Origin of the sequence: Pseudomonas brassicacearum, from assembly GCF_918698105.1 — a bacterium.
Classification (GTDB): domain Bacteria; phylum Pseudomonadota; class Gammaproteobacteria; order Pseudomonadales; family Pseudomonadaceae; genus Aquipseudomonas; species Aquipseudomonas brassicacearum_F.
Genome location: NZ_CAKKMI010000054.1, coordinates 34,661 through 47,001, shown reverse-complemented (window position 1 = coordinate 47,001; position 12,341 = coordinate 34,661). Strand labels below are relative to the sequence as shown.

Below are 12,341 nucleotides of genomic sequence, written 5' to 3'. Positions count from 1 at the left end.
TCAGCCACACCGGCAGCACCGCCGCGACAAAACCGTAGCCGATCAGCATCCAGGTGATCTGGATCCCGGTGAAGGAAAAGGCCTTGGCCCAGACCGGGTCGGCAGCGATCTGCCCGCCCAGCCAGATCGAACCCAGCAGCAACAGCACGCCGATGATCGAGATTTCACCGATGCGGCCCGGGCGGATGTAGCGCATGTAGATGCCCATGAACATCGCGATCGGGATGGTCGCCATCACCGTGAAGATCCCCCACGGGCTCTCGGCCAGGGCCTTGACCACGATCAGCGCCAGCACCGCGAGGATGATGATCATGATCAGGAAGCAGCCGAACAGCGCGATGGTGCCGGGGATGCGGCCCATTTCCTCGCGCACCATGTCGCCCAGGGAGCGACCGTTGCGGCGGGTGGACAGGAACAGGACCATGAAATCCTGCACCGCACCGGCCAGCACCACGCCGGCGATCAGCCAGAGCGTGCCGGGCAGGTAGCCCATCTGCGCCGCCAGCACCGGCCCGACCAGCGGCCCCGCGCCAGCAATGGCCGCGAAGTGGTGGCCGAAGAGTATGTGTTTGTTGGTCGGGACGTAGTCCAGGCCATCGTTGTTGAGCACGGCGGGGGTGGCCCGGCGCGCGTCGAGTTGCATCACGTTGTTGGCGATGAAGAGGCTGTAGTAGCGGTAGGCGACCAGGTAGATGGCCACGGCTGCGACGACGATCCAGAGGGCGTTGATGGGTTCGCCGCGGCGCAAGGCCACGACACTCAACGCACAGGCTCCCAGAACAGCCACGGCAAACCAGGCGAGGTGTTTAACCAGACGGGTTGTCATTGCGTGTCTCCTGCCGATATCCAGTGGATTGCGGCGTTTGTTTTTATAGTGTGCCCCGGCTATTCGGAGCCGGCCCAATATCCCCGCAATGGGTCAATAAATAAATCCGTAGTACTACGTAGAACCCCAATTCCCCCGGTGGGAGCAAGGCTTGCCCGCGATAGAGTCAATACGGTCTTTCATAAACCGCGGTGCCTGCACCGCGAGCAAGCTTTGCTCGCACCTGTCTTGCGCCACAGGTTTTATGCCTCACCCATGGGTTTGGCATATGATGCCGCCATTCGCCTCCCCGCCGAGTCCGGACAGGAGTACAGATGCTGCTCAAACACAAAATCGTCGCCCTCGGGATTTTGCCGCTGGTCTTGGCCATCGCGGTCATCTGCGCCCTGGTGATCTCGCTCAATCGCCAATTGGGCGATCAACAGGCGCAACTGATCGAAGACAGCATCCTGGCGAGCAAGCGCGCTGAGCTGAAGAATTATGTCGAGATGGCGCAGAGCCTGATCGCCCCGCTATACGACAACGGCCGGGGAGACGAGCGCGCGCAACAGCAGGTCCTGGAAGAGCTGCGCAAACTCAGTTTCGGCATCAACGGGTACTTTTTCGTGTACGACCGCCAGGGCCGCAGCCTCATGCACGCCCGCCAGTCGGAACTGGTGGGGCAATACCTCTGGGACATGAAGGACCCCCATGGCCTGCCGGTCATCCAGGCGCTGATCAAAAGCGCCGAGTCAGGCGAAGGGTTCCAGCGCTACGCCTGGAACAAGCCCTCCTCCGGCCAGGTCACCGACAAGTTGGCCTATGTCGTGATGCTGGACAAATGGGGCTGGATGCTCGGCACCGGGATTTACCTGGAGGATGTCGAACGCGCCACCCAGCAAGCCCGCGACGAAGTTGCCCATGGCATCCACACCACCATGCAGGCCATCGCCGCTATCGCCCTGGTGGCGGTGCTGCTGGTGTTCGCAGGCGGCATGACCCTCAACGTCAGCGAACATCGCCTGGCCGACAAAAAACTGCAGCGCCTGAACCAGCGCATCGTCAGTTTGCAGGAAGAAGAACGCTCGCGGGTCTCGCGCGAGCTGCACGACGGCATCAGCCAGTTGCTGGTGTCGATAAAATTCCAGTTCGAACTCGCCAGCCACGTGTTGGAAAACGGTCAGGAAAACGGCCTGGGCATCCTCAAGAACGCCACCGACCGGCTGGGCGAAGCCATCGGCGAGATCCGTAGCATCTCCCACGACTTGCGCTCGTCCCTGCTCGACACCTTGGGCCTGCCCGCCGCCATCGGCCAGCTCGCGACCGAGTTCCAACAACGCAGCGGGCTGGAAGTCTCCTACCGAAGCAACGAATTCGATTGCCGCTTGGAAAATGGCGCCCCTGTCTCACTGTTTCGCATTGCCCAGGAAGCCCTGACCAATATCGAGCGCCATGCCGGGGCGAAAAGCGTCGGCATCACCCTGTTCGGCTCCAGCCAATCCTTGCGCCTGACGGTGGTCGATGACGGGATGGGCTTCAACGTCCCGCAAGTAGAACGCGGCCATGCTGGCATCGGCCTGCGCAATATCCGCGAACGGGTCGAGCATTTCGGCGGACGCCTGGAAGTGACCTCGGCACCGGGACGAAGCGAACTGGACATCCTGCTGCCCATGAACCTCTCGGTCACGGAAAGCTGATGCGCGCCCCTTCCAACAAGAGCACCTGCCGATGAACCTGCCTCCGGTGATCCGCGTCGCGCTGGTCGACGATCACTCCCTGGTCCGCGACGGCATCAAGGCCCTGCTGTCGGTGATGCCGCAACTGGACGTGGTGGGCGAAGCCGAGAACGGCGCGCAGGCGATCGAAATGGTCGGTCGCTGCCAGCCGGACCTGCTCCTGATGGACATCGGCCTCAAGGATAAGAACGGGCTCGAGCTGACCCGGCTGCTGGGCAAGCAATACCCAAGCCTCAAGATCCTCATCCTCAGCATGTACGACAATTACGAGTATGTGAGCGAATCCGTGCGCTCCGGTGCCAGCGGCTACGTGCTCAAGAACGCGCCATCGCGTGAAATCATCGCGGCCATCGAAGCCATCATCAGCGGCGGTACGTTCTACAGTGCCGAGATCGCCCAGCGGCTCGCCACCGACCCACACACCGACAGCGAGCTGACGCCGCGCGAGAGTCAGGTGCTGGCGAAAATGGTTCAGGGCCTGAACAACAAGGAAATGGCCCGTGAACTGGACATCAGCGTACGCACCGTCGAAACCCACCGGCTGAGCATTCGCCGCAAGCTGAACATCGACAAGCCCGCGGCCCTGGTGAAATACGCGATCGACCACGGGATCATTTCTCGCTAGAGAAACCACTGTGGCGAGGGAACTTGCTCCCGCTCGGTTGCGCAGCGACCGTAAAATATTGGGGTCGCTGCGCAACCCAGCGGGAGCAAGCTCCCTCGCCAAAAGTAAGCCTTATCCAACGTAGTAACCAGGCTGTTCAAGATCGGCCAACAGGCCTGGGCCGCTTGGCGTCCAGCCCAGCAAGGCGCGGGTGTATTCGCTGGACACCGCCATGCTCGCGCCCGCCATGTGGGCGAACCAGCCAAAATGCTCACGCTCCCGGGATTCCACCGGCAACCCCAGACCACGACCGATCGCCTGGGCAATGTCCTTGAACGGCACAGCCTCGTCGGCGACGGCATGGTAGACGGACTGTGTCACGCCCTGCTCCAGCGCCAGCCGATAGACCCGTGCGGCGTCCAGCCGATGCACGCCCGACCAGCAGTGGGCGCCGTCCCCGAGATAGGCCGAAACGCCCGTCTCCCGGGCCAGGCGAACCAGGATCGGAACGAACCCGTGGTCGCCGAGGCCATGCACCGAGGGCGCCAGGCGCACGGTCGCGCAGCGCACACCACGCTCGACCAGCGCCCGGGCCGCCGCTTCGGATTTACGCGGCGAAGCCGGGCTGGGCACCTCCAGCTCGCTCGCGCCCCGAGTCAAGCCCAACAGGCCGGACGTCACCAGCAAAGGTCGCTCAGACCCCTGCAGCGCGCAGCCCAATACTTCGATCACATGGCGGTCCTGCTCAGCGTTCTCGGCAAACCGCGAGAAGTCATGATTGAACGCGGTGTGAATCACCGCGTCCGCCGCCGAAGCCGCCTGGTGCAGGACGTCGAGGTCATCCAATGTCCCACGGACCACCTTCGCGCCGGTCGCGGCCAGTGCGGCAACCTTGTCATCGGAACGGGCCAGGCCGGTGACCTGATAGCCGGCACCGATCAATTCCTGGACCACGGCAGACCCAACCCAGCCCGTGGCACCGGTAACGAATACATGCATGTTTCAAACTCCTGGTTAGAACCATCGAGGAACACAGACTCACTTCTGGCGTAGCTCAAGCCGGCTGCCGGCCTTGTACCCCTGGCATCACCAATGCCAGCGCCACGACAAAGGCCAGCATCACCGTCACGGCCCCGCCCAGGTAAACCGCGCCGATACCCCACGTGCCCGCCAACGCCCCGGCCAGCGGGCTGCTCAGCCCCAGGGAAATGTCCAGGAACGCGACATAGGCCCCCATGGCAAGACTGCGGTTCTGCGCCGGCGCACGCTTCACCGCCTCCACCCCAAAGCCCGGGAAGGCCAGGGAATAGCCGAAGCCGGTGAGCGCTGCGCCCAGATAGGCCATCAGCGCAGTGTCGGCGCCCCAGATCAGCAATTGCCCGACGGCTTCGATCACCACACAGACCAGGGCGACACGCGCGCCGCCGATCTTGTCTGGAAGGTGGCCAAAGAGCAGGCGCGCACCGATGAACGCCAGCCCGAACGCGGTGAACGCCAGAGAGGCATTGCCCCAATCCCTGGCCGCAAACAGCAGCGCGATAAAAGCCGTGATGACACCGAAGCCAACGCTGCAAAACGCCAACCCCATGCCCGGCACCCACACCGCGCCCAGCACCTTGTAGAACGGTGCCCGCCGGGTCGCCGTGGGGGCGACAGCCCGGACACCCGCGACAATCGCCAGCGCCAGCAGCGGGACGAAAATCGTCGCGACGGCAATGCCGGTGAATCCCCAGCCGCTATTCAGCGCCACGCCGAGCGGAGCGCCCAGGGCATAGGCGCCGTACATGGCAATACCATTCCAGGCCATGACCTTGCCGGAATGCTGCGCGCCGACCAGGCCGATTCCCCAACCCAACGCGCCGGTGACGATCAGGCTTTCACCCAGCGCCAACAGGACACGACCGCCCAGCAAGAGCCAGACCGACGTGACAGGCGTAGCAACGAACGCCAAGGACAGCAGATAAACCAACCCGGAAACCGCCGCCGTCACCAGGCCGACCATGACGGCGCGCTTGCCACCGCGCATGTCGGCGAAGTTGCCGGCCCAGGCGCGTGACAACAGCGCCGCGGCAAATTGTGCGCCGACCACCAGGCCGATGACCAGCGTGCCCATGCCCAGCGTGTCATGCAGGTGCAGGGGCAAGACCGGCAATTGCATGCCCAGGGTCAGAAAACCGATGAACACCGTCAACGTGAGTGGCAACAATTTGAGCACCGGCTTGGCGTCAGCGCTTGCCTGAGGCGCGAAGGAGGCGCCCTGATGAACGTTTTTTTGAGTCATAACCTTACTCACAGAAAGGATGCGATGTGACGTTGAACGTTGTCTGCGGAGCCGACTAAAATGCGATCAATTCGTCGCATTCAAGATACGAACAATCCGTCGCATTTCCTATTCGCATTCCCTTCCGAGGCTCATGCCCGTATGTCCGAACGCCCAAGCCCGCAGATTTCCTCGCGTAAACAGCCGCAACAGGCACGTTCCACCGAGCTCGTCGCCGCCGTTCTGGAGGCGGCTGTTCAGGTTCTGGCGACCCAGGGCGCGGCACGTTTCACGGTGGCCCGGGTTGCCGAGCGAGCTGGCGTGAGCGTCGGCTCGGTGTATCAGTACTTCCCGAACAAAGCGGCGATCCTGTTCCGCCTGCAAAGTGATGAATGGCGACAAACCAGCGATATGCTGCGCGAGATCCTTGAAGACAACCTCAAGCCGCCGTTCGAGCGGCTGCGCAGCCTCGTGCGGGCGTTCATCCAGTCCGAATGCGACGAGGCCCAGATACGCGTCGCGCTCAACGACGCCGCACCGCTCTACCGCGACGCCCCCGAGCACCAGGCCGCGCGGATGTCGGTGCAACAGTCGGTGGACGCCTTCATGCTGCAAGCACTGCCTGCCGTCCCGGCACGGGCCCGCGCCCTGGCAGGTGACCTGGTGATCACGACGCTCAGTTCCGTGGGCAAGCGATTTTCATCCGCGCCCCGCTCTCCTGTGGAAGTTGCCGTCTATAGCGATGCCATGGCCGATATGTTCTGCGCCTACCTGGAAAGCCTGCAGCGGCAGCCCTCCGAGACTACGCTCAGCTGACTGTTCACGATCAACACCGCAGTGACAGCGAGCAGGCGCTTTCACTACACTCCCCGGTCTTGATCCCTTCCGTTGCGAGACGTCCAATCACTATGAAAAACATAACAAGTTCGATGACGCTCTGTGGCCTGTTGGCGCTCTCCGGCGGCGCCCTGGCCGAACCGGCACCTTCGCTACTGGACCAGGTCCTGCAACGCGGCGAACTGAAGGTGTGCACCACCGGCGACTACAAGCCCTATACCTTTAAAACCGAAGCGGGCGAATACGAAGGCATCGACATCGACATGGCGCGCTCGCTGGCCGCCAGCCTGGGCGTCAAGGTGCAATGGGTGCAGACCACCTGGAAAACCCTGATGCCGGATATGGTTGCCGGTCAATGCGACATCGGCATGGGTGGGATTTCGGTGACGCTGGAACGCCAGAAGAAAGCCTATTTCAGCACCACCCTGGACGTGGACGGCAAGATCCCGCTGGTGCGTTGCGAAGACAAGGAGCGCTACCAGACCCTCGAACAGATGAACCAGCCTTCGGTGCGCCTTGTCGAGCCGGCCGGCGGCACCAACGAAGCCTTCGTCCGGGCGTTCCTGCCCAACGGCCAGCTCAATTTCCATGACAACGTGACCATCTTCCAGCAACTGCTGGACAAGAAAGCCGACGTGATGATTACCGACGCCTCGGAAGCGCTCTACCAGCAAAAACTCAAGCCCGGCCTGTGCGCGGTCAACCCGACCCGCTACCTGCAATATGGCGAGAAGGCCTACCTGCTGCCTCGGGATGACAGCACCTGGAAGATGTACGTTGATCAGTGGCTGCACCTGAGCAAGGCCAATGGCAGCTACCAGAAAGTGATTGGGCAGTGGTTGGCCGTCCCGGCCGCCCAATAACCGTTCGCTGACAAAACAAAAAACCCTGTGGGAGCGAGCTTGCTCGCGATAGCGTCAAGTCAGCCGCATTGATGTTGACTGACACACCGCCATCGCGAGCAAGCTCGCTCCCACACGGGTTGGGTCTGTTCAGGAGTGACCCATTCACCTCAATGCGCCGCCCGCACCTTGGCGATTTCGTCGTACATCATCTTCACCAGGTCGCCGTCCAGGGATTTGGCGAACTTGTCGATCACCGGTTGCACGCGCTCGCGAAAGCGGTCTTTCTCGGCCGGGGTGATTTCATTCACGGTCATCGCGCCGGCCAACGTCACCTTGGCCTTGTCCATGCCCGCCGCCGTGACTTCACGCTGGAATGTTTGCGCTTCGGCCGCAGCCGCGCGAATCATTGCCTTTTCGTCGTCGTTAAGGCGGTTCCAGGTTTTCTGGCTGATGATCAACGACTGCGGGTTGAAGATGTGGCCCGTGACGGAGAGATACTTCTGCACCTCATAGAACTTGTTGCCCTCGATCACCGTGAACGGGTTTTCCTGACCGTCGATGGTGTGCTGCTCAAGGCCCGTGTAGACCTCGGGGAACGCCATCGGCACCGGGTTGGCGCCCAGCGCATTGAAGGTTTCCAGGTAGATCGGCGACTGGATGACGCGAATCTTCAGGCCTTGCATGTCCTCGAGCTTGGTCACTGGGTGCTTGCTGTTGGTCAGGTTACGGAAACCCAGGTCCCAATAACCCAGTCCTACCAGCCCTTTGCTGTCCAGTTGCGCCGCCAGTTTCTGCCCGACCGGCCCATCGATCACCGCATGGGCTTCCTCGACGTTGTTGAACAGGAAGGGGAAATCGAGCATGGCATAATCCGGTGCCTGGGCGGCCAGGATTCCGGAGTTGAGCACGGTGATGTCCAGCGTGCCGCCCTGCAACGCCGACACCGTTTGCACGTCGCCGCCTAGCGTACCGCCGGGGAACAGGCGGATCTTGATCTTGCCCCCACTCTTTTCGCTGAGCAGGTCGGCGAACTTCTGCGCGCCCTGCCCTTGTGGATGCTCCTTGACGTTCTGGAACGCGAATCGCAGGGTGCGTTCGCGGATTTCATCGGCGTGGCTGACCACGCTACCCAGCAGCAGTCCCGTTGCGCACGCCCCGGCCAACAGGGTTTTCATCAGTTGTCCCATGTCACTCTCCGATCATTATTGTTTTTAAGTCGAGCTACTACAGCTTGCACCGGCCTCAACCGGTGAAGAATTTCAAGGGTCCCAGGACCAGTTGCGGGAACAGGACCAGCAGGAACAGCACCGCCAGTTGCGCCAGCAGGAACGGCCACACGCCACGAACGATTTCTTCGATATTGAGCTTGGAAACGCCGCTCACCACATTGAGCACAGTGCCCACGGGCGGAGTAATCAGGCCGATGGCGGTGTTGATCAGGAACAACACGCCAAAGTAGACCGGGTCGATGCCCGCCTGGGTAATCGCCGGCATCAGCACTGGTGTGAGGATGAGGATGCTTGGCGTCATGTCCATGACCGTGCCGACCAGGATGATCATCAGCATGATCACCACCAGCAGCAGGGTCGGGCTATCCATGAACGGCTCGAGCACCGCCGCCAATTGGCCCGGCAGATCGGCGATGGTCACCAGCCAGGAAGAAACCATGGCGGCGGCGACCAGCAGCATCACCACCGAGGTAGTCTTGGCCGAGGACAGGATCACCGCGTACAACTGGCTGACTTTCATTTCCCGGTAGATCACCAGGGAGACGAATAGCGAATAGACCGCCGCCACCACTGCCGCTTCCGTCGGGGTGAAAATGCCGAACTTGAGGCCGAAAATAATGATGATCGGCAAGCCCATGGCCCAGCTGCCCTCGACCAATGCCCGCAGGACCTCGGCACGGGATTGCTTGGCTGGCGTCTCGACATTCTCGCTGCGCGAGACGAACCACCAGGCGATGGCGAGCGCCGCTCCGAGCATGATCCCCGGCACGATGCCGGCCAGGAACAACTTGGAAATCGACACCCCGGACGCCACGCCAAAGACAATGAAGCCAATGCTCGGCGGAATGACCGGCGCGATAATGCCGCCGGCTGCAATCAAACCCGCCGAGCGCGCCCGGTTGTGCCCGGCCAGCACCATCATCGGCACCAACAAAGCCGCCAGTGCCGCCGCATCGGCCACGGCCGAACCGGAGAGCGACGCCAGCAGGCAGGACGCGATGATCGCCACGTAACCGAGGCCACCGCGCTTGTGCCCCACCAGCGCCATGGCAATGTTGACGATGCGCTTGGACAGGCCGCCGACGTTCATGATTTCACCGGCCAACATGAAGAACGGCACGGCCATCAGCGGGAAGCTGTCCGCGCCGTTGAGCAGGTTCTGGGCAATGATTTGCGCGTCGAACAGATCCAGGTAAAACATCAACGCAACGCTGACCACCAGCAAGGCAAACGCGATGGGCATGCCCAGTGCCATGCTGCCAATCAAGGAGCCGAGGAAAATAACCAGTGTCATGGGCGGCTACTCTTGATGTGGTCAGGGGTGATGGAGTCAGGGGTGATCACCTCGGCGTCGTTGTCCTTGACCATCACCAACTCGTCATCCCCCAGCTTGCCGATCAGCGCCAGGTAGAGCTCGTAAAGCAGAATCGCTGCGGCACTGGCACCAAACACCAGGCCAGCACCATAGAACAGCGCCATGGACAATCCTGAGGCAGGGGCGACGACATTCAGGTTGATCACGGCTTGTTGCCAACTGCCACTGAAGATCAGCCAGCAGATGTAGAGCATCAGAAGATGGCTGATGATCAGGCAAATACGCTTGCCGGCCGGCGGCAAGCGCTTGACCAGGCTGTCCATGCCCAGGTGAGCACGGTCCTTGAGCGCCACCAGGGCACCGAGAAAAATCATCCAGACGAAGAACCAGCGCGACAGCTCCTCCGACACACTGATGCCAGAATTGAAGGCATAACGCAGCACCACATTGCCGAACACCAGCACGATCATCGCGACCATGCACAACACAATCAGTAGCTTGAGCAGCTTGAAATACAGATCGACGACTTTTGTCATCATGAAGGCCTCTGGGATTGTCGGATGCCGGGTCCAACCGGCGCGGTGGAGCGGTAGCGGTGTCCGCTATCGGATCCAGACGCAGGTATTACCGGGAGTTCCAGGCCAGGCGCGACAGCGTGAGGGAAAGGCATCGGGGGTGTGCAGATAGGTCCGCATGAGGTGTTCCTCTACTTTTTATTATGGTCTTGGCAATGCGTTGCAAGACGTATGTCGCCTAAAATGTACCAACCAGTTAGTACGGTCAATATCCCTGGCGCGAACGCATTACAAAGCGTGCGATTATCGGCTAGAGGGACATTGGGTTTGCGAGGGTATTTGAGTTGTCAGGAGCGTTTTAACCATCATCCACTTCAATTAATAATCCCCCCGCGCATAAACACCAACCCTGTACATATTTGTAGAACCCTTAAAATAAAAACTTTATTTAAATGGAACTTTCACGACCACGTAAAAACTGGCACTCAAGTACTAAGGCCTCGGCAACTTTGACAATATACAGGCGCCATTCTAATGGCGAGCCAATCTCTTACATGAACATTGGCGCCCCTTGTCAAAAAAACGTCGGTGTTGCCTATCGCTAAGCGGGCCGCCGTGCCAAAACCTAAAAACTCTCAAAAAAATCCTTATTAATCAGTCAGTAACAGGACATAAAGAACATTTTTAACGCGCCTCTTCTTCGCCTTCATCAAGATTTTTTAAAAATTTTTAATAAACTTCACATATAAAACTTTGCGGCAACGATCTTTGATGTTATTAATTTGACGGGTCAGATCAAGACGCCACTACGCTCACTTCCTGTGCTCGTAGGTCTCTACCTGATATCGGATCCACTCAACTTAAACCGCTAGCTTGCCAATCACATTGTTGTGATTGGACGGCTGTTGTGCGGCGCAGAAAACTGCGCGAGGAAGGGCGTCATCGCTATTCAAGACTCACGGATCAAGATTCTTTCGATCTTCGGTACCCGTCCAGAAGCCATCAAGATGGCACCTTTAGTCAAGGCCCTCGCCGCAGAACCAGGTATCGAGTCGCTGATATGCGTCACCGGCCAGCACCAGAGCATGCTCAAGCAGGTACTGGACCTGTTCGATCTCAAGGCCGATTTCACCCTCGACGTGATGACGCCGCACCAGACACTCAACTCCCTGACCGCCGCGCTGTACGCAGCCATCGACCCGGTGCTGGAACAGACCCGGCCAGATCGGGTACTGGTCCATGGCGACACCACTTCGGCCATGGTGGCGTCGATGGCCGCCTTCCACCGACGCATCCCCGTCGGCCATGTGGAAGCCGGCCTGCGCACCGGTGACATCTACAGCCCCTGGCCGGAAGAAATGAACCGCCGCTGCATCGACCTCAGCGCCGACCTGCTGTTTGCCCCCACCGGACAATCACGCGACAACCTGCTGGGCGAACGCCTGCAGGGCCGCTGCCTGGTGACCGGCAATACCGTGATCGACGCGCTGCAACTGACCGCCCGACGCATCAATGACGATGCTCGTTTGCGTGACGAACTGGACCAACAGTTCCCGTACCTGCAAACCGGACGCAAGCTGCTGCTGGTGACCGGTCACCGCCGGGAGAATTTCGGCGAGGGTTTCCTGGACATCTGCAAGGCCCTGCGCCAGCTGGCCCAACGGCCGGATATCCAGATCGTCTACCCGGTGCACCTCAACCCGAACGTGCTCGGGCCGGTCACCGAACAACTGGGCGACCTGCTCAATGTGCACCTGATCAAGCCGCTGGATTACCTGGCCTTTGTGCGCCTGATGCAACACGCCCACGTCATCCTCACCGACTCTGGCGGCGTGCAAGAAGAAGCGCCGTCCCTGGGCAAGCCCGTGCTGGTGATGCGCGACGTCACCGAACGCCCCGAAGCCGTGGCCGCAGGCACTGTGCGCCTGGTGGGCACTTCCCCGGCCTCGATCATCGCCGGTGTGGACGCGCTGTTCGACGACGTGGCCTTGTGGCGTCGTGCGTCACAGGCCGCCAACCCCTATGGCGATGGCAAGGCCAGCCAACGCATCGTCGATACCCTGATGGGGCGCCCAGTCAGCGACTTTGTCGTGGGCCAGGCGCATTCGTTCCAGGCATTGGCGCACGGGCCAACGTCCGAGCCACAAGAGCTGCTCGCCGATTTCACCTCATAACCGCTACCCACCCTTATCAGA

Annotated in this window: 11 protein-coding genes; 5 read left to right on the top strand and 6 right to left on the bottom strand. The window is 60.8% G+C overall.

Annotated elements, in window-relative coordinates:
- The coding region (locus LQ215_RS20195) for a carbon starvation CstA family protein (RefSeq protein WP_290369151.1) at positions 1–826 on the bottom strand (826 nt) is incomplete at its 3' end.
- A 314-nt stretch (positions 827–1,140) separates the two neighbouring features.
- Between LQ215_RS20195 and LQ215_RS20190 the strand changes: the two genes are divergently transcribed.
- Positions 1,141–2,502: a cache domain-containing protein gene (locus LQ215_RS20190; protein WP_230152263.1), complete on the top strand. Its 1,362-nt coding sequence runs from the start codon at positions 1,141–1,143 to the stop codon at positions 2,500–2,502.
- A gap of 31 nt (positions 2,503–2,533) precedes the next feature.
- The gene (locus LQ215_RS20185; protein WP_230152262.1) at positions 2,534–3,166 is read left to right on the top strand and encodes a response regulator; all 633 of its coding nucleotides are present in this window, start codon (positions 2,534–2,536) and stop codon (positions 3,164–3,166) included.
- Between the two features lie 111 nt (positions 3,167–3,277).
- Here LQ215_RS20185 and LQ215_RS20180 read toward each other — a convergent pair whose 3' ends face one another.
- The gene (locus tag LQ215_RS20180; RefSeq protein WP_230152261.1) at positions 3,278–4,144 is read right to left on the bottom strand and encodes an SDR family oxidoreductase; all 867 of its coding nucleotides are present in this window, start codon (positions 4,142–4,144) and stop codon (positions 3,278–3,280) included.
- 55 nt (positions 4,145–4,199) lie between these two features.
- A complete protein-coding gene (locus LQ215_RS20175; protein ID WP_230152259.1) occupies positions 4,200–5,426 on the bottom strand; it encodes an arabinose transporter in 1,227 nt (408 codons plus the stop codon).
- 141 nt (positions 5,427–5,567) lie between these two features.
- Between LQ215_RS20175 and LQ215_RS20170 the strand changes: the two genes are divergently transcribed.
- Together LQ215_RS20170 and LQ215_RS20165 are read left to right on the top strand one after the other, a co-directional pair.
- Entirely contained in the window at positions 5,568–6,221 is a 654-nt protein-coding gene (locus tag LQ215_RS20170; protein ID WP_230152258.1) for a TetR family transcriptional regulator, read from the top strand.
- Positions 6,222–6,313: 92 nt separating this feature from the next.
- Positions 6,314–7,105 (top strand): transporter substrate-binding domain-containing protein, encoded by a 792-nt coding sequence (locus LQ215_RS20165; RefSeq protein WP_230152257.1) that lies wholly within the window; start codon positions 6,314–6,316, stop codon positions 7,103–7,105.
- A 149-nt stretch (positions 7,106–7,254) separates the two neighbouring features.
- On the opposite strand, the gene LQ215_RS20160 is transcribed toward LQ215_RS20165, so the two are convergent.
- Genes LQ215_RS20160 through LQ215_RS20150 form a run of 3 tightly spaced genes read right to left on the bottom strand, consistent with a single transcriptional unit; the run spans position 7,255 to position 10,167 of the window.
- A complete protein-coding gene (locus LQ215_RS20160) occupies positions 7,255–8,274 on the bottom strand; it encodes a TRAP transporter substrate-binding protein (RefSeq protein WP_230152256.1) in 1,020 nt (339 codons plus the stop codon).
- 55 nt (positions 8,275–8,329) lie between these two features.
- Entirely contained in the window at positions 8,330–9,610 is a 1,281-nt protein-coding gene (locus LQ215_RS20155; protein ID WP_230152255.1) for a TRAP transporter large permease subunit, read from the bottom strand.
- On the bottom strand, positions 9,607–10,167 hold the full coding sequence (locus tag LQ215_RS20150; RefSeq protein WP_230152266.1) for a TRAP transporter small permease: 561 nt from the start codon (positions 10,165–10,167) through the stop codon (positions 9,607–9,609). Before LQ215_RS20150 ends, LQ215_RS20155 begins: the two co-directional genes overlap by 4 nt.
- 920 nt (positions 10,168–11,087) lie before the next feature.
- On the opposite strand from LQ215_RS20150, the gene wecB reads away from it, so the two are divergent.
- Positions 11,088–12,320 carry a non-hydrolyzing UDP-N-acetylglucosamine 2-epimerase gene (gene wecB, locus LQ215_RS20145; RefSeq protein ID WP_230152265.1) on the top strand — a complete coding sequence of 411 codons (1,233 nt, stop codon included), beginning with the start codon at positions 11,088–11,090 and terminating at the stop codon, positions 12,318–12,320.
- Positions 12,321–12,341 lie beyond the last annotated feature (21 nt).